The organism is Shinella sp. 1A1 (assembly GCF_055379515.1).
On the sequence record NZ_AP039671.1, the window covers coordinates 2026253 to 2043773 of the forward strand.

At 65.5% G+C, this 17521-nt stretch carries 18 protein-coding genes; 10 read left to right on the forward strand and 8 right to left on the reverse strand.

What is annotated here, in order from left to right:
• Positions 1–104 precede the first annotated feature (104 nt).
• Genes ACZ48C_RS10025 through ACZ48C_RS10040 form a run of 4 tightly spaced genes read right to left on the reverse strand, consistent with a single transcriptional unit; the run spans position 105 to position 2446 of the window.
• Positions 105–455 carry a PAAR domain-containing protein gene (locus ACZ48C_RS10025; RefSeq protein WP_464781004.1) on the reverse strand — a complete coding sequence of 117 codons (351 nt, stop codon included), beginning with the start codon at positions 453–455 and terminating at the stop codon, positions 105–107.
• Positions 452–871 (reverse strand): ACT domain-containing protein, encoded by a 420-nt coding sequence (locus ACZ48C_RS10030; protein WP_464781005.1) that lies wholly within the window; start codon positions 869–871, stop codon positions 452–454. Before ACZ48C_RS10030 ends, ACZ48C_RS10025 begins: the two co-directional genes overlap by 4 nt.
• On the reverse strand, positions 868–1779 hold the full coding sequence (locus tag ACZ48C_RS10035; RefSeq protein WP_464781006.1) for an alpha/beta hydrolase: 912 nt from the start codon (positions 1777–1779) through the stop codon (positions 868–870). The genes ACZ48C_RS10030 and ACZ48C_RS10035 overlap by 4 nt, the downstream gene beginning before the upstream one ends.
• Positions 1780–1798: 19 nt before the next feature.
• The gene (locus ACZ48C_RS10040; RefSeq protein WP_454635778.1) at positions 1799–2446 is read right to left on the reverse strand and encodes a LysE family translocator; all 648 of its coding nucleotides are present in this window, start codon (positions 2444–2446) and stop codon (positions 1799–1801) included.
• Positions 2447–2576: 130 nt separating this feature from the next.
• Between ACZ48C_RS10040 and ACZ48C_RS10045 the strand changes: the two genes are divergently transcribed.
• The 9 genes from ACZ48C_RS10045 to ACZ48C_RS10085 all read left to right on the forward strand — a co-directional run bounded on the left by ACZ48C_RS10045 (position 2577) and on the right by ACZ48C_RS10085 (position 10531).
• The gene (locus ACZ48C_RS10045) at positions 2577–3485 is read left to right on the forward strand and encodes a LysR family transcriptional regulator (RefSeq protein ID WP_464781007.1); all 909 of its coding nucleotides are present in this window, start codon (positions 2577–2579) and stop codon (positions 3483–3485) included.
• A 75-nt stretch (positions 3486–3560) separates the two neighbouring features.
• Positions 3561–3989 carry a hypothetical protein gene (locus ACZ48C_RS10050; protein WP_464781008.1) on the forward strand — a complete coding sequence of 143 codons (429 nt, stop codon included), beginning with the start codon at positions 3561–3563 and terminating at the stop codon, positions 3987–3989.
• Between the two features lie 123 nt (positions 3990–4112).
• Positions 4113–5273 (forward strand): ABC transporter substrate-binding protein, encoded by a 1161-nt coding sequence (locus ACZ48C_RS10055; RefSeq protein WP_119257126.1) that lies wholly within the window; start codon positions 4113–4115, stop codon positions 5271–5273.
• Positions 5274–5459: 186 nt separating this feature from the next.
• Positions 5460–6455 (forward strand): ABC transporter ATP-binding protein, encoded by a 996-nt coding sequence (locus ACZ48C_RS10060; protein ID WP_424547618.1) that lies wholly within the window; start codon positions 5460–5462, stop codon positions 6453–6455.
• Positions 6452–7402 carry an ABC transporter permease gene (locus ACZ48C_RS10065; protein ID WP_464781009.1) on the forward strand — a complete coding sequence of 317 codons (951 nt, stop codon included), beginning with the start codon at positions 6452–6454 and terminating at the stop codon, positions 7400–7402. The genes ACZ48C_RS10060 and ACZ48C_RS10065 overlap by 4 nt, the downstream gene beginning before the upstream one ends.
• Positions 7392–8207: an ABC transporter permease gene (locus tag ACZ48C_RS10070; protein WP_464781010.1), complete on the forward strand. Its 816-nt coding sequence runs from the start codon at positions 7392–7394 to the stop codon at positions 8205–8207. Before ACZ48C_RS10065 ends, ACZ48C_RS10070 begins: the two co-directional genes overlap by 11 nt.
• Positions 8208–8230: 23 nt before the next feature.
• The gene (locus tag ACZ48C_RS10075; RefSeq protein WP_464781011.1) at positions 8231–9658 is read left to right on the forward strand and encodes a gamma-aminobutyraldehyde dehydrogenase; all 1428 of its coding nucleotides are present in this window, start codon (positions 8231–8233) and stop codon (positions 9656–9658) included.
• A gap of 107 nt (positions 9659–9765) precedes the next feature.
• Positions 9766–9939 (forward strand): DUF1328 domain-containing protein, encoded by a 174-nt coding sequence (locus ACZ48C_RS10080; RefSeq protein ID WP_119257121.1) that lies wholly within the window; start codon positions 9766–9768, stop codon positions 9937–9939.
• Positions 9940–10018: 79 nt separating this feature from the next.
• Complete coding sequence (locus tag ACZ48C_RS10085) at positions 10019–10531, forward strand: hypothetical protein (protein ID WP_464781012.1); 513 nt, start codon at positions 10019–10021, stop codon at positions 10529–10531.
• A 4-nt stretch (positions 10532–10535) separates the two neighbouring features.
• Here the strand turns inward: ACZ48C_RS10085 and ACZ48C_RS10090 are convergent, their stop codons facing one another.
• Complete coding sequence (locus ACZ48C_RS10090) at positions 10536–11108, reverse strand: cysteine hydrolase family protein (protein ID WP_464781013.1); 573 nt, start codon at positions 11106–11108, stop codon at positions 10536–10538.
• A gap of 109 nt (positions 11109–11217) precedes the next feature.
• Between ACZ48C_RS10090 and ACZ48C_RS10095 the strand changes: the two genes are divergently transcribed.
• On the forward strand, positions 11218–11664 hold the full coding sequence (locus tag ACZ48C_RS10095) for an Lrp/AsnC family transcriptional regulator (RefSeq protein ID WP_464781014.1): 447 nt from the start codon (positions 11218–11220) through the stop codon (positions 11662–11664).
• Positions 11665–11666: 2 nt separating this feature from the next.
• On the opposite strand, the gene ACZ48C_RS10100 is transcribed toward ACZ48C_RS10095, so the two are convergent.
• The 3 genes from ACZ48C_RS10100 to ACZ48C_RS10110 are packed head-to-tail and all read right to left on the reverse strand — an operon-like array spanning position 11667 to position 17397.
• Positions 11667–12503: an isocitrate lyase/PEP mutase family protein gene (locus ACZ48C_RS10100; protein ID WP_464781015.1), complete on the reverse strand. Its 837-nt coding sequence runs from the start codon at positions 12501–12503 to the stop codon at positions 11667–11669.
• Positions 12503–14950: a GcvT family protein gene (locus tag ACZ48C_RS10105; protein ID WP_464781016.1), complete on the reverse strand. Its 2448-nt coding sequence runs from the start codon at positions 14948–14950 to the stop codon at positions 12503–12505. The genes ACZ48C_RS10100 and ACZ48C_RS10105 overlap by 1 nt, the downstream gene beginning before the upstream one ends.
• Positions 14947–17397: a GcvT family protein gene (locus ACZ48C_RS10110; RefSeq protein WP_464781017.1), complete on the reverse strand. Its 2451-nt coding sequence runs from the start codon at positions 17395–17397 to the stop codon at positions 14947–14949. The genes ACZ48C_RS10105 and ACZ48C_RS10110 overlap by 4 nt, the downstream gene beginning before the upstream one ends.
• Between the last annotated feature and the right edge of the window lie 124 nt (positions 17398–17521).

A 17521-nucleotide genomic window follows, 5' to 3' on the forward strand; every position in this document is an offset into this window, starting at 1 on the left:
GGCGTTGCGTGGGGCAAGTCCCCTCTCCCCGCCTGCGGGGAGAGGGTTAGGGTGAGGGGCAACGCCTCAAACACGACGGCCGGCGCAGGGCACGCGCCCCTCGCTCAATTCTGCGTGCAGGTCACATCCCCGAGCCGGCTCGCCGATTCCCCCTCGACACTCACCGTCTCTTCGCCCCGCGCCGTGCAATTGCCCTTCTCGCCGACGCCGCTGCGGAACTTCACCATGGGCTGGCCTTCGATCATCACGCTCGGCACGATCTCGTAGAGTTCCGGCGGGCAGTTCACCACGTCGGAAAGGCGCAGTGCCGGGGCGCCGCCGATGAAGACGCTCTTGGAGCCGGACATGGCGCAAGCCGGAATGGGCGCCGGGGCATCGTCGGCAAGAGAGACGGACGGCGCGGCCACCGCGATGCCGAGGGTCAGGATTACGGCCGAAAAATGCTGGAATTTCATCTGGTTTCTCCCTTTTCACGCGCCGCGCGGGACAGCGCCCGCAGCGTTTCGAGCGCCCGTTCGGCGTCCCGCTCCGGCACGAATATATGGTCGTGATGGAAGGCGGCAACCACATTGGCGCTGATGCCCGCCTTCGTCAAAGCTGTGGCAAAGGCAGCCGTCAGCCCCACTGCCTCCAGTGAGGAATGCACCGTGAGGGTGATCATGCGCATCGGCCCACTGGCGGAAAGCCCTTCGGCGGCGTCAGCCGGCAGGATCAGCGTGATGCCCTCCTCCTCCCGGAAAAGGCCGATCGGCCCACGCGCAAGATGGGCCGCGATATCGCTGGCCGGCACGCTCGCATAGACGAAGCTGCCCGCCACCAGCGCCGGCTCCATGGTCGCCAGCAGCACGTCGAGATCGGTAACGCCGCTCATGGATTGGCCATCCGGCGCACGGCATCGCAAAGCGCCGCAAAGCCGGCCCTTGCGCCCTCGCTCATGAAGCGGGCCCGCAGCCAGGCATGGATCATCTGCTTTTCCTCACGATATTCCACCGGCACGCCGGCAAGGACCAGCCGCGCGGCATAGGCACGGGCATCGTCACGCAGCGGATCGAAAAAGGCCCCGCTGATGAAGGCCGGCGGCAGGCCGGCAAGGTTTTCCGCCCGCAATGGGAAGGCATGTGCCGCATCCCCCGGCGCCGCGTAGACTTCGCGATAATAGGCGACGTCGGCGGTAGAGAGGCCCGGCGCCTCGGCCATTTCCACATAGGAACCGGACGCGAGATCGCCGCCAAGACCGGGATAGATCAAGGCCTGACCGGCTATGCCCTTCAGCCCCACGTCGCGCGCCTTCAGCACGAGGCCGGCCGCGAGATTTCCGCCGGCGCTGTCGCCGATCACGACGACCGGACGGCTTTCCAGCAGAAGTTCGACGAGTACCGCCCAGCAATCGTCGAAGGCGGCGGGCCAGACGTGTTCCGGCGAGAGGCGGTAGTCGACCGAGACGAGTTCCGCCCCGGCTGCCTCGGAAAGCTCCGCACAGATGGCGTCGTGGCTCTCCAGCGAGCCGACGACGAAGCCGCCGCCGTGGATGTAGAGGAGCCGTGTTTCGCTCGCCACCTGCGCGGGGCGATAGCGGCGCACCGGAATGCGCTCGGCCACCAGCCCGTCGCGCTTGACCATGCCGGCCGGCGGTGGTGCGTCGAAGGCGGCGCAGAGCGCATCGTACCAGGCGCGCTGCTGGATGATGTCGGCATCGACGGCGTCAGCGGGATAAAAATCCTCGCAACGTTTGTGGAAGGCGAGAATGCCCGCCTCGGTCGGCACGGGACGATCGGTCATGGCTGGGTTCCGCTGGCGCTCAGGTCTTCTGGAAGGCGAGATTGAGGCCGAGCCCGACGAGGATCGTGCCACCGACGCGCTGCATGGCCTTCTGCATCCGCGCCGAGCCCTTCACGCGGCTCGCGATGACGCCGGCCAGGAACACGCAGACGATATCGGCCGAGGTGAACATGAGGTTGACGATGGTGCCGAGAACAAGAAGCTGCGCCCAGACCGGCAGGGCCGCGGCGGGATCGACGAATTGCGGCAGGAAGGCGAGGAAGAAGATCGCCGTCTTGGGGTTCAGCACCTCCACGGAAATGCTTTCGACGAAGGCGCGCCAGCCGTTCTTGCGCGCCAGCTCCGCCGGAAGCGCGCCCCCGAGATCGCCCATCGGCTCGGCCTTGGCGCGGAACATGCGGACCCCGAGCCAGACGAGGTAGAGCGCGCCGAGCAGCTTGACCGCCAGATAGAGCGCGGGCACGGCATGGAACAGCGCCGTGAGGCCCGCGGCGGCGGCGATCACATGCGCATAGCCGCCGAGGTGGATGCCGAGGCTTGCCATCAGGCCGGAGCGGCGGCCGCGCGCAATCGTCTGCGCCGCCGCATAGAGCATCGCCGGGCCGGGCATATAGGCGAAGACCGCCGTCGTCACGAAAAAGGCAAGCATCATCTCGAACGGCGGCATATCCTCTCCTCCAGGCCTCGTCTCCTGCCTGCGAGCTTATCGCGGAAATGGCGGGCGGGGAACTCTCGGCGGCATTTCATCCGCAGCCATTCGCCTTGCCTCTCCGCCGTCCGTCCTATTAAGTGCCGCCATGGCTTTCACTTTCCGGCAATTGCAGTATTTCGTCGCCGTCGCGGAACAGGGATCCGTGACGCGGGCGGCGCAGAACCTGTCGATCTCGCAATCCTCGATCACCGAGGCGATCAAGGAGCTCGAATCGGATCTCGGCGTCGAGCTTTTCGAGCGCCATCCGCGCGGGCTGACGACGACGCATAACGGCCACCAGTTCCTGCGGCATGCGACGAAGATCCTTGCCAATGTCTCGGACGCCCGCCGCTCTTTCTCCGACAACCGGGCGCCGGAAAAGGGCCAGCTCAATCTCGGCGTCACCTCGCTTGTCGCCGGTTACGTGCTGTCGGACCTGCTCTCGCGCTACCGCCGCGCCTTCCCTGGCATCGATGTCAGCGCCATCGAGGACAACGGCTCCTATCTGGAGCACCTGCTGGTCGGCGGGGAACTGGACGTCGCCGTCATGGTCATCTCGAACCTGCGCGACCGCATGGCGCTGCAGGCGGAGATCATCGAGACCTCGCCCTATCGGCTGTGGCTGCCCATCGGCCATTCGCTCGTCTCGGCCGACATCATCTCCGTCAGCGACATCGCGAAGGAGCCGCTGATCATGCTGACGGTGGACGAAATCGAGGAAAATACCGGCAAGCTGCTGAGCGCCCTCGGCGCGCGCCCCCATGTCGCCTTCCGCACCCGCTCGGTAGAAGCGGTGCGCAGCCTCGTGGCGACAGGCGCGGGCATCGCGCTGCTGCCCGACCTCGTCTACCGCCCCTGGTCGCTGGAAGGCGACCGCATCGAAAGCCGCGACGTCTCCGGTGCGCTGCCGGTGGTGCAGATCGGCATGGTCTGGCGCAAGGGCTCCGGCCTGTCGCAGGCGGCGCGCGATTTCGTGGGGCTGGCGGAAGCGTTGCGGAGCGGGCGCGGGCGCTAACGTAAAAGTATATCAAGGAATGCTGAGTAAGCCGGAGATTGAGCTTGTTACTGATCCGGCACCACGAGACGACTGATGAGAATATTTGTCCGGTTGATAACCATCACGATGACTACGGTCCTTTGCATCGTTGTTTTCAGCGCCCTGTTCGAGTTCCTGAACGCACTGCCGAATCTCTCCTGGACGCTGCAGCCCCAACGTGGTGAGCTACCTTTTTACTCTGCCTTGCTCTGGGGGGCGGTGCTTCGCGCACCGGGCTATATCGTCACCGGCACGGTCCCGCTGTTGGCCATTCTTTCCGTCTTCGAATGGCGAGTAATAAGAAATCGATGGGCCTACCTTCTCCTCTGGGCGGTGGCCGGGATTTTCGTTACCTGCCTGCTGTTCCTGTGGCTTCAGCCGTCCCGCCTCCTCGCCGCAGCCATAGCCGGTTGCGCCACGGGTTCCCTATACTGGCTCCTTGCCGGCCGTCATGCGGGATTTGCGCCACGGAACGACACTTAGCTTCACCATTCGGAATTTCCGATACCGGCATTCTGATTAATGAATTTGCGAAAGCGGCGAAATCACGGCACCTTTCCTTTCGGGAACAATACCGCTCAAAGCGGATCAAACCGGGAGACTGTCATGAAGCGACTTCTGCATTCCTGCACCGCGCTTACCCTTTCGCTCGCCTTCGCCACCGCCGCCATCGCCCAGGAGCCGCTGAAGGCGCTTGGCCCCGGCGAGGGAGAAGTCTCCATCGTCGCCTGGGCCGGCTATATCGAGCGCGGCGAGACGGACAAGGCCTATGACTGGGTCACCGACTTCGAGAAGAAGACGAGCTGCAAGGTGACGGTGAAGACCGCCGCGACCTCCGACGAAATGGTCGCGCTGATGAATGAGGGCGGTTTCGACCTCGTCACCGCCTCGGGCGACGCCTCGCTCCGCCTCGTCGCGGGCAAGCGCGTCCAGCCGATCAACATCGACCTCATCCCCAGTTGGAAGACCCTCGACGAGCGCCTGCAGAACGCGCCCTGGTACACGGTGAACGGCGTCCACTACGGCACGCCCTATCTCTGGGGGCCGAACGTCCTGATGTACAACACCGAAGCCTTCAAGGGCGAGGCGCCGAAGAGCTGGAAGGTCGTCTTCGAGGAAATGACGCTGCCGGACGGCAAGTCCAACAAGGGCCGCGTGCAGGCCTATGACGGCCCGATCCACATCGCAGACGCTGCCCAGTACCTGATGGCGCACAAGCCGGAACTCGGTATCAAGAGCCCCTACGAACTCAACGAAGACCAGTACAAGGCCGCGCTCGACCTGCTGCGCGTCCAGCGCACGCTCGTCGGCCGCTATTGGCACGACGCGATGATCCAGATCGACGATTTCAAGAACGAAGGCGTCGTCGCCTCGGGCTCCTGGCCGTTCCAGGTCAACCTGATGAAATCGGAAGGCCAGCCGATCGCCTCGACCTTCCCGGAAGAGGGCGTGACCGGCTGGGCCGACACCACCATGCTGCATGCCGAAAGCCAGCATCCCAACTGCGCCTATATGTGGATGGAGCATTCGCTTTCGGCCAAGGTGCAGGGTGACGCGGCCGCCTGGTTCGGCGCGGTTCCCTCCGTTCCGGCTGCCTGCAAGGGCAATGCGCTGCTGACCGACGAAGGCTGCTCGACCAATGGCTACGACAACTTCGACAAGATCGCCTTCTGGCGCACACCGACGACGAAGTGCGAAAGCCAGGGCGAGTGCGTGCCCTATCACCGCTGGGTCTCCGACTATATCGGCGTCATCGGCGGTCGCTGAGAACAGCCCCCTCACCCTAACCCTCTCCCCGTGAACGGGGAGAGGGAACGTGCCCCACGACAGGTTTCGCTTCGACGGCAGAAGGCCGCAGCGGAAAACGCCTCTTCGTGCCTCCTTCTCCCCGCCTGCGGGGAGAAGGTGCCGGCAGGCGGATGAGGGGCGGAACACAAAACACCGGGAGCCCCCATGACCGCCGTCCTGTTCCAGCAAGTATCCCGCCACTTCGGCGCCGTGCGCGCCGTCGACAGCGTGGATCTCGCCATTGCCGAGGGCGAATTCTTCGCCATGCTCGGCCCGTCCGGCTCCGGCAAGACGACCTGCCTGCGCCTGATGGCCGGCTTCGAGCAGCCGACCTCGGGCCATATCGAGATCTTCGGCGAGACGGCCGAGGGCGTGCCGCCCTACCGGCGCAACGTCAACACGGTGTTCCAGGACTACGCCCTCTTCCCGCATCTCTCGATCCTCGAAAACGTCGCCTACGGGCTGATGGTCAAGGGCGTCGGCAAGGCCGAGCGGCTGAAGGCGGCGGAAGAGGCGCTCGCCATGGTGAAGCTGCCCGGCTACGGCACACGCCGGCCCGGCCAGCTCTCCGGCGGCCAGCGCCAGCGCGTTGCGCTCGCCCGCGCCCTCGTCAACCGCCCCCGCGTGCTCCTCCTCGACGAACCGCTCGGCGCGCTCGACCTCAAGCTGCGCGAGCAGATGCAGGAAGAGCTGAAATCGCTGCAGAAATCCCTCGGCATCACCTTCGTCTTCGTCACGCACGACCAGGGCGAGGCGCTGTCGATGGCCGACCGGATCGCCGTCTTCAGCGACGGCAAGATCCAGCAGCTCGGCACGCCGGAAGAGGTCTACAAGCGGCCGCAGACGCGCTTCGTCGCCGATTTCGTCGGCTCCTCCAACGTGCTTCCGCCGGACTTCGTGGACGGCCTCGGCTATGGCAGGCACTATGCCAGCCTGCGCCCCGAGGACATCGCGCTCGGAGAGGCACCGGGCCGCAAGCAGTTCACCGGCCGCGTGACGGCCGCAAGCTTCCTCGGCGCGGCGAACCGCGTCACGGTGGAGGCGAACGGCGCGCGCGTCGCCGCCATGCTGCCGGCTTCCATCGCGGTACCCGCAGAGGGCGAGACCGTCACCCTCTCCTTCCTGCCGCAGGACCTGCACACCATGGACGGCGCCCAATGAGCACCGTCACCGACACCTCCATCCTCGCGCGCCGGCAGGGCGCCTTCGGGCGGCTCTCGGATTTCTTCTGGCGCAATCCGGGCATCCTGCTGCTCCTGATGCTGACGCCGCCGCTGCTCTGGCTCGGCGTCATCTATCTCGGCTCGCTCTTCGCGCTGCTTTTGCAGAGCTTCTTCTCGATCGACGATTTTTCGGGGCTGATCAATTACGAGTTCACGCTCGCCACCTACAAGCAGCTCCTCATACCCTCGAACTTCGACATCATCCTGCGCACCGTGCTGATGGCCGCGCTGGTGACGATAGCGTCAGCGATCATCGCCTTCCCCATCGCCTACTATGCGGCGCGCTACGCCAAGGGAAAATGGAAGGTCATCTTCTATCTCGGCGTCATGCTGCCGCTGTGGTCGAGCTACCTCGTGAAAATCTATGCCTGGAAGCTGATCCTCGCCAAGGAAGGCATCCTCACCTGGTTTCTCGCCAAGCTGCATCTGCTGTGGCTGCTCGATGCATGGCTTTCCTTGCCGGTCGTCGGCGGTTCCTCGCTCTCGATCAGCTATACCGGCACCTTCATCGTCTTCATCTATGTCTGGATGCCCTTCATGATCCTGCCGATCCAGGCCTCGCTGGAGCGCGTGCCGGGCAACCTGATCGAGGCGTCCGCCGATCTCGGCGGCAATCCCGGCCAGACCTTCCGCTACGTGCTGTTTCCGCTGGCGCTGCCCGGCATCATCGCCGGCTCCATCTTCACCTTCTCGCTGACGCTGGGCGACTACATCATTCCGCAGATCATCGGCTCGTCGCGGCTGTTCATCGGCCAGGCGGTCTATGCCCAGCAGGGCACGGCCGGCAACATCCCGCTGGCCGCCGCCTTCTCCGTCGTGCCGATCGTCATCATGGGCCTCTATCTCTGGATGGCCAAGCGACAGGGAGCCTTCGATGCGCTCTGACAAGAACACCTCCGCCCCGCTCGGCCTGAAGATTGCCGCCGGCGCCGGCCTTGCCTTCCTGCACCTGCCGATCCTGCTCATCTTCCTCTATGCCTTCACCACGGAGGAGAAGAGCTACCAGTTCCCGCCGCCGGGCTATACGCTGCAATGGTTCGCCGTCGCCTGGAACCGGCCTGATGTCTGGGAGGCGATGGGGCTTTCCGTCCGCGTCGCGTCGATCTCGACGGCCGTCGCGCTGGTGCTCGGCACGCTCTGCGCCGCCGCCGTCTCCCGTACACGGTTCTTCGGCCGAGAGACAGTCTCGCTGCTGGTGATCCTGCCCATCGCGCTTCCCGGCATCATCACCGGCATCGCGCTGCGCTCCGCCTTCTCCTTCGCGGAGATCCCCTTCTCCTTCTGGACCATCGTGCTCGGCCACGCGACCTTCTGCGTCGTGGTCGTCTACAACAATGCCGTCGCCCGTTTCCGCCGCATCTCCGGCTCGCTGATCGAAGCCTCGATGGACCTCGGCGCCGACAGCTTCCAGACGTTCCGCCACGTGATCCTGCCGAATATCGGCACGGCGCTGCTCGCCGGCGGCATGCTCGCCTTCGCGCTGTCCTTCGACGAGGTGATCGTGACCACCTTCACCGCCGGCCAGCAATCCACCCTGCCGATCTGGATGCTCGAGGAACTCGTGCGCCCCCGCCAGCGGCCGGTGACGAACGTCGTCGCCATGGTGGTCGTGCTCGTCACCTTCCTGCCGATCCTCGGCGCCTACTACCTCACCCGCGACGGCGACCAGGTCGCCGGCGGCGGCAAATGAACCAAACGACAAGGGAGAACATCATGGACACCCAGATGCTGATCGGCTCGCGCTTCGAGGCCGGCACCGAGGCGGAAGAGCACATCCTGAACCCGAAGACCGGCGGCAAGATCGTCGATCTGCCCGAGGCTTCCCACGCACAGATCGACGCCGCCGTCGACGCTGCCGAAAAGGCCTTCGTCTCCTGGGCGACCACGACGCCCGCCGAACGCTCCGGCTATCTCCTGCGCATCGCCGACGCCATCGAGAAGGACGCCGACGCCTTCGCCGCGCTCGAATCCCTCAACTGCGGCAAGCCGATCAACGCGGCCCGCAACGACGAGCTGCCCGCCATCGTCGACTGCTGGCGCTTCTTCGCCGGTGCGATCCGCTCGCTGCATGCGCCCGTCGCTGCCGAATATCTGCCCGGCTTCACCTCCATGGTGCGCCGCGACCCGGTCGGCATCGTCGGCTCCATCGCGCCGTGGAATTACCCGCTGATGATGATGGCCTGGAAGCTCGCCCCCGCCATTGCGGGCGGCAACACCGTCGTCTTCAAGCCCTCCGAGCAGACGCCGCTGACGGCGCTGAAGATGGCCAAGCTCTTGGCCGACATCCTGCCGGAAGGCGTCGTCAACATCGTGCTCGGTCGCGGCGAGACGGTAGGCAACGCGCTGATCAACCATCCGAAGATCAACATGGTCTCCATCACCGGCGACGTCGCTACCGGCAAGAAGGTGCTGGCGGCCGCCGCCAAGACCGTCAAGCGCACGCATCTGGAACTCGGCGGCAAGGCCCCGGTCGTCGTCTTCGACGACGCCGACCTCGAAGCCGTCGTCTCCGGTATCCGCGCCTTCGGCTACTACAATGCCGGCCAGGACTGCACCGCCGCCTGCCGCATCTATGCGCAGGACGGCATCTACGAGAAGCTGGTCGCCGACCTCTCCGCCGCCGTCTCGACCATCAAGTACAACAACCCTGACGACACCCAGAACGAGATCGGCCCGCTGATCTCCAAGCGCCAGCGCGACCGGGTGGCGAGCTTCGTCGAGCGCGCCGCCGAGGTGAAGCATATCGAGATCACCGCGGGCGGGCGCCCCGGCAGCGACGACGGCTACTTCTTCCAGCCGACGGTCGTGGCCGGCGCGACGCAGGACGACGAGATCGTGCGCCGCGAGGTCTTCGGCCCGGTCGTCTCCGTCACCCGCTTCTCCGATGCCGAGCAGGCCATCGGCTGGGCCAACGACAGCGACTACGGCCTCGCCTCCTCCGTCTGGACGAAGGATATCGGCAAGGCGATGAAGGCGGCCTCCCGCCTGCAATACGGCTGCACCTGGATCAACACCCATTTCATGCTGACGACCGAAATGCCCCATGGCGGCGTCAAGCAGTCGGGCTACGGCAAGGATATGTCGATCTACGCGCTGGAGGACTACACCGCCGTCCGCCACGTCATGATCAACCACGGCTGATCCTCCCCGCCGCCCTCGCGCGCGGCCACCTGCCGGGGCGTCTTCAGCGCCCCGGAACTTTCTTGCCCTTCACGCGTCTTGCCTTCCATCAAACAGGAGGCACCGCCATGCTGAAATGGGCCTTGATTTTCCTCGTCATCTCACTGATCGCCGGCTTCCTTGGCTTTTCCGGCGTATCGGCCGCGACGGCCACCATCGCGAAGGTCCTCTTCGTGATCGCGCTCGTCATCTTCCTGATTTTCCTGGTTCTTGCCCTGATGGCCGGCAGCGCCGTGGTCTGAGACCGTTCAAGGCGATTTGAAGCCGAATACCCTTCCGGCCGCCCGTCGCGCAGGCTATACCAGTCCCAGGAGGACGGGGATGATCTGGGCATTTGCGGTCGCGGCAGCGGCCATTCTGTATCTCGCATTGCGCTTCCGGCGCTTCCAAAGCTGGGTTGAACCCGTTCTGACCATCGTGGTCGCCATCGGCCTTGCCGGCGCGCTTCTCGTCTGGTTCGTCGACGAGCGGGCGCCGTCGAGCGATCCCGCGACACCCGGCAGCACGGCAGCGGCGCTTACCGCCGACGACGTTTCCCTCTCCGAAATGCAGGCGAGCGTCGGCCAGACCAAGACGAGCTACCGCGTCACCGGCCGCCTCACGAACAAGGGCGCTGCGCCGCTGCAATCCTTCCGGCTCGACGTGGTGCTCTCCGATTGCCCGAACGGCGCCTGCCGCGAGGCGGGCCGCGACAGCGCCCTGATCGTGCTGCGCGTGCTGCCGGGCGAAAGCCAGACCTTCAGCACCTTCGCCGTCTTCCCCGGCCTCGACCTCACCCCCGTCACGACGCCGGAATTCGACTTCGGCGTCAGGGACGTGCGGGTCGCCCGGTAAGGCTTCACGCCGCGGCGGAGGCAGGATCGAGCACGTCGGCCGTCCGCAGAACGGTCGCGAATTCGTGCCGGAGCGTCGCGACATGGGCGCGGTGGATATCCCGCGCCGGGATCGTGCCGCCCTCGCCGTCCGGCATGTCGAAGCAGTCGCAGGCATCTTCGATAAGGATGACCCGGTAGCCCATGTTCGCCCCGACGCGTACGCTGGTCGAAACGCACATATCCGTGGAAATGCCGAACAGCACGACCGTATCGATGCCGAGACGACGCAGGCGCAGATCGAGATCCGTGCCGATGAAGGCGGCGTTGACACCCTTCGTGACCAGCGGTTCGCCGGCCTGCGGCTCGAAGCCGGGACGGTGCGCATTGCCGGGCGCTCCCGGACGCAACGTGGAATTCGGCTCGACGCTGTCATGACGGACATGGATGATCGGCCGGCCGGCCCCGCGCCAGGCAGCGAGCAGGGCAAGGCCGTTTTCGTCCAGCCTGTCGTTCCAGCGGCGTGGCCAGGGCGCGTCGTCGAAGGCGCGCTGCATGTCGATGGGGATCAGGACGGCATTGTGCGGAATGGTCGGCATCGGTCTCTCCTTGGGGTGACGACCGACAAATAGTTGCTTTTCCGTCCGGCTTCGCGCAGCAAGGTGACGGAAAGCCGGACAATCATCCGGCCAAAAGGAGAATTTCCGGATGAGCGAACTGGACGAGAAGGACAGGCTGCTGCTTGCCGCGCTCCGGGCCGATGCCCGCCAGAGCCTTGTGGAGCTTGCCCGCCATGCCGGGTTGTCGCGAAGCGCGGTGCATGAGCGCATCCGGCGGCTGGAAGCAAAGGGGGTGATCGCCGGCTACACGGTCAAGCTCGGCATCGACCGGGAGCGGCCGGGCGTGGAAGCGCTGATCGCGATCGGCTTCCAGCAGGGACGCAACTGCGACCATGTCGTGCCGCATCTGACAGGCATTCCCAATGTCGTGACCTGCTGGTCGCTGGCCGGCCCGACGGACCTGATGCTGCTGGTGGAATGCGCGTCCAACGCCGAACTGGACACGGTGCGCCGCCAGATCGCCACGACGCCGGGCATCGCGACGGTGCAGACGCATGTCTCGCTGCGCACGCATTTCGACCGTCGCGGCGGGTGATCTCAGTCCGTTTCGCCGGCACCGGCCGTCAGCATGCGGTTGACGGTGTCGCCGGAGATGGCCGCTGAGAGTTTCGCGAAGCTGCCGTCCTTGAGGATGGCGTCCATCTGCTCGGCGATGGCGGCGTGGGTGACGCGGGCGATCGTCGAGCCGAGCGAGATGCGGCGCACGCCGAGTTCCGCGAACTGCGGCACCGTGAGCTGGCGCAGCGGCCCGGCGGCAAGCGCGTTAACGGGCTTCGAAACGGAGGCGAGCACGCGCTTCAACTCCTCGACGCCCGGCGGCACCGGGACATAGAGCAGGTCCGCCCCGGCCTTTTCGAAGGCCTGGATGCGGCGGATGGCTTCGTCGAGATCGTAGACGCCGTTCATCACGCCGTCGGCGCGGGCGCAGAGGAGGAAGGGCCGGCCGAGCGAGCGGGCGGCGTCGGCAGCGGCGCGGATGCGCTCGACAGCGAGGCCGAAGGCATAGGCCGGGTTGCCGTCCACCATCTGCGTGTCTTCGATGGAGCAGCCGGAAAGGCCGACTTCGGCCGCAAGGCGGATCGTTTCGGCGACATCGTCAGGCGCATCGGCAAAGCCGTTCTCGAAATCGCCCGAAACGGGGAGCGGCGTGGCGCGGACGATGTCCTCGGCGTGTTTCAGCGATTCCTCGCGCGTCACCCGCCCCATGTCGGGCCGGCCGAGCGTGAAGGCGAAGCCGGCCGAGGTGGTGGCGAGCGCGACGGACCCGGCCGCCGCCATCATGCGGGCAGAGCCCATGTCCCACGGGTTCGGGATGACGAAGCAGCCCGACTGGTGCAGGTCGTGGAACCGTTGATGGCGTTCGGCAAGGTTCATCAGGCGCGCACCCTCTCGGCTTTCGGATCGTACATCGGCGCGAGCGAGGCTTCCGCTTTCACCCGCACGCCGGCGATCTCGATCTCGTATTGCGAGGCGAGGATATCCGCCTCGCTTTCGCCTTCCGAGGGAACGTAGCCCATGCCGATGGCCCCGCCAAGGGCATGGCCATAATTGCCCGAGGTCACGGTGGAGACGATTTTCCCGTCGCGCACCAGCGCCTCGTTGTGGAAGAGCAGCGGTTCGGGATCGGTGAGGCGGAACTGCACCATGCGGCGCTTCAGCCCCTCCTCCTGCTTGCGCAGAACCGCATCGCGGCCGATGAACTCGCCCTTCTTCGTGCGCACGGCAAAGCCGAGGCCGGCTTCCAGAACGTGATCCTCGTCGGTGATGTCGTGGCCGAAATGGCGGTAGGCCTTTTCGATACGGCAGCTGTCGAGCGTGTGCAGGCCGCAGAGCTTCAGGCCGACATCGGCCCCGGCCGCCTCCAGCGCCTCGAAGACATGGGCGGTCTGGTCGGTGGAAACGTAAAGCTCCCAGCCAAGCTCGCCGACATAGGTGACGCGGTGCGCGCGGGCGAGGCCCATGCCGATCTCGATCTCCCGGGCCGTCGCGAAGGGATGGTTCGCGTTGGAGAAGTCGTTGGGGCTGACCTTCTGCATGAGGTCGCGTGCCTTCGGCCCCATGACGCAGAGCACGCTTTCGGCCGCCGTGACATCGGTGATGACGACGAACTCGTCGGCAAGATGCTTGCGCAGCCAGGCGAGGTCGCGCTGGAGCGTCGCGCCGGGCACGACGAGGAAGAAGGCGGTTTCCGAAAGGCGCGTCACCGTCAGGTCACTCTCGATGCCGCCGCGGGCATTGAGCATCTGGGTGTAGACGATCTTGCCGGGGGCGACGTCCATCTGGTTGGCGCAGAGTTTTTGCAGGAAAGCCAGCGCATCGCGGCCTTCCACGCGAATCTTGCCGAAGGAGGTCATGTCGAAGAGGCCGACGCCGTTACGGACGGCAAGATGCTCCTCGCGCTGGTTCTCGAACCAGTTCTGCCGCTTCCACGAATAGCGGTATTCCCGCTCCTGCCCTTCCTTCGCGAACCAGTTGGCGCGCTCCCAGCCGGCCACCTCGCCGAAGACCGCGCCGCGCGCCTTCAGGTGCTCGTGCAGCGGCGAGCGCCGCACGCCGCGCGCCGTCGCCATCTGGCGATAGGGGAAGTGGTCGGCATAGAGCAGGCCGAGCGTTTCGGAGACGCGATCCTTGAGATAGGCGCGGTTCCGCTGGAATGGCTGGGCGCGGCGGATATCGACCTCCCACAGGTCGAAGGGCGGCTCGCCGTCGTTCATCCACTGGGCGAGCGCCATGCCCGCGCCGCCGGAGGAAACGATGCCGATGGAATTGTAGCCGGCGGCGACCCAGTAGCCCTTCAGCTGCGGAGCCTCGCCGAGATAGTAGCGGTCGTCGGGCGTGAAGCTCTCGGGGCCGTTAAAGAAGGTGTGAATGCCGGCGGTCTCCAGCATCGGCATGCGGTTGATGGCGTTTTCGAGGATCGGCTGAAAGTGGTCGAAATCCTCCGGCAACTGGTCGAAGCAGAAATCTTCCGAAATGCCGTCCATGCCCCAGGGTTTGGCCTTCAGCTCGAAGGCGCCGATCAGCATCTTGCCGGCGTCCTCCTTGTAATAGGTGCACTCGTCCGGCACGCGCAGCACCGGCAGGCGCTGGAGGTTCGGGATCGGCTCGGTGACGATGTAGAAGTGCTCGCAGGCATGCAGCGGCAGCGTGACGCCCGACATGTCGGCAAGCGTGCGCCCCCACATGCCGGCGGCGTTGACGACATTGTCGGTCTCTATGGTGAAGGTCTCGCCGTTCTGCTCGCAGGCAACGCCCGTCACGCGGCCGTCCTTCGTCAGCACCGACGTCACCTTGACATTCTCGATGACCGTCGCGCCGTTCTGCCGCGCGCCCTTCGCCAAGGCCATCGCAATATTGGCGGGGTCGCACTGGCCGTCGAGCGGCAGGTGCACGGCGGCCTTCACATCCGCCGTGTTGAGATGCGGATAGAGCCCCTTCACTTCGTCCACGCTGATCTCGCGCACGTCGATATCGAAGGCGCGGGCGAGCGAGGCCTGGCGGTAGATCTCCTCCTTGCGCTCCTCGGTGAGCGCCACGGTCATCGAGCCGCACTGGCGCATGCCGGTGCCGATGCCGGTCTCCGCCTCCAGCTTCACGTAGAGGTCGGCGGAATATTTGGCGAGGCGCGTCATGTTCTGCGAGGCGCGAAGCTGGCCGATGAGGCCGGCGGCGTGCCATGTCGTGCCCGACGTGAGCTGCTTGCGCTCCAGCAGCACCACATCCGTCCAGCCGAGCTTGGCGAGGTGATAGGCGACCGAGCAGCCGGAGACGCCGCCGCCGATGATGACGGCTCTCGCCTTGGAGGGAATGGGCTTCGTCATGCGCGCAGTCTTTCATTGTTGGGGTCGAAGAGCGGGCCGTCCGGTTGGACGGTCGCCTTGAAGCGGTCGCCGTAGATTTCCACCTCGATTTCCGTGCCAGGCACGGTAAGGTCGGCGCGCAACATGCCGAGCGCGATGGATTTGCCGATGCGGTAGCCCCAGTTGCCGGAGGTCGTCTCGCCGACGACCTTGCCGCCATGCCAGAGCGTCGACATGTAGGGCGCGTCGCATTCGCCAGCTTCCACCGTCAGCGTCACGAAGCGCTTGGTGACGCCCTGCTGCTTCTCGCGCTCCAGCGCCGGCTTGCCCTTGAAGTCGGGCTTGGTCCAGTCGACGAAACGGTCGAGGCCGCCCTGCAGGATCGTGTAGTCGGTCGAAAGGTCGCCCTTCCACGCGCGGTAGCCCTTCTCAATGCGCAGGCTGTCGAGCGCCTCCATGCCGAAGGGTTTCAGGCCATGCGTCTGCCCCGCCGCCCAGACGGCATCGAAGATGGTAGCGGTGTCCTCGATCTTCGTGTGGATTTCCCAGCCGAGTTCGCCGGCGAAGGAAACGCGCACGAGCTGGCACCAGCGGCCGGCGATCTGGCAGCTCTGGTGCGTCAGCCAGCCCTTGGAAAGGTCGGCATCGGACACATCGGCGAGGATGGCGCGGGAATTCGGGCCGGAAAGGATCTGGCACGAAAAATTGTCCGTCACGTCGTCGATGGTGAAGGCGGCAGTATCAGGCAGATGCTTCGTCAGCCATTCGAAATCGTGCCACTGGGCGGTCGCGGCGGTGATGAGGAAGAAGAAGTCCTCGTCCAGCATCATGACGGACATTTCCGTGACGATCCGGCCCTTGTCGTCGGAGAAATAGGCAAGGCCGATGCGGCCGGGCTTCGGCATCTTGCCGGTGATGAGCGAGGAGAGCCACGCCGTCGCGCCCTCCCCCTTCACGCGGAAGCGGGAGAAGCCGGGAAGGTCGAGGATGCCGGCGGCCTCGGTGACGGCGCGGCACTCCTCCTCGATGCGCGGGCGCCACGGCCCCTCGCGGTTCCAGGTCTGGGTGGATTCTTCCGAAAGATCGTCGCCGGGCCTGGCGTACCAGTTGGCGCGCTCCCAGCCGTTATAGGGCTTGAACTGGCCGCCGAGCGCCTTGATGCGGTCGTGGATCGGCGAGAGCTTCCGGTCACGCCCGGCCGGCCATGCGTGCTTGGGGAAGTGCATCGCATATTCGTGGCCGTAGATTTCCATGCCCTTGGCGATGCAATAGTCCTTGTCGGCGGCAAAGCTGGTGTAGCGGCGCGGATCGCAGGACCACATGTCCCACTCCGTCTCGCCTTCCGTGACCCATTCCGCCAGCACCTTGCCGGCCCCGCCCGCCTGGCAGATGCCGAAGGTGAAGACGCAGGCCTCGAAGGCATTCGGCACGCCCGGCATCGGGCCGATCAGCGGGTTGCCGTCGGGCGCATAGGGGATGGGGCCGTTGATCATGCGCGACAGGCCCGCCGTTCCGAGGATCGGCACGCGCTCGACGGCGTCGTTGAGATACCATTCGAGGCGGTCGAGATCGTCGGGGAAGAGCTGGAAGGAGAAATCGTCCGGCATCGGATCGTCAGGCGTCACCCAATGCGCCTTGCAGTTCCGCTCATAGGGGCCGAGATTCATGCCCGTCTTCTCCTGACGGAGATAATAGGACGAGTCCACGTCGCGCAGCAGCGGCAGCTTGTGCCCGGCCTCCCTCGACCATGCGGCAAGCTCGGGGATTTCCTCGAAGAGAATGTACTGATGGCTCATCACCATCATCGGCACGTCGCGGCCGAACCATTTTCCCACCTCGCGGGCATAGTAGCCGGCGGCGTTGACCACCTTCTCGCAGCGGATTTCGCCCTGCGGCGTGGAGATCACCCATTCCTCCCCCTCGCGCCGCGCGCCGGTGGCGGGACAGAAGCGGAAGATCTTCGCGCCCATGTCGCGCGCGCCCTTGGCAAGCGCCTGCGTGAGCTGCGCGGGGTCGATGTCGCCGTCATTGGGGTCGTAAAGCGCGCCGGCGAGGTCGTGCGTTTCGAGGAACGGATACCTGCCGCGCATCTCGTCGGGCGTCAGGATGTCGAGGTCCATACCCTGGTAGCGACCCATGCCGACGACGCGCTTGAACTCCTGCAACCGTTCCTTCGAATGGCCGAGGCGGATCGAGCCGGTGACGTGGTAGTTCATGGGGTAGTCGACCAGCTCTCCAAGCTCCCGGTAGAGCGAGGCGGAATAGCGCTGCATGTTCATGATCGACCAGGAGGAGGAGAAGGTCGGCACGTTGCCGGCGGCATGCCATGTCGAGCCGGCGGTCAGCTCGTTCTTCTCGAGCAGCACGCAATCGGTCCATCCGGCTTTCGCCAGATGATAGAGGGCGGATGCGCCGACAGCGCCTCCACCGATGATGACGACCCGGGCATGGCTTGGCAGTGCGGACATTCTCGATCCCCTTATTCGACGGGGATTTGTGGCAACCAAAGCGCCGGGGGACAAGCGGAGGATTTCGCTTTATTAATCGAGGATGCCGATTAGACTATTGTCAAACATTGAGAAAATACGGCGC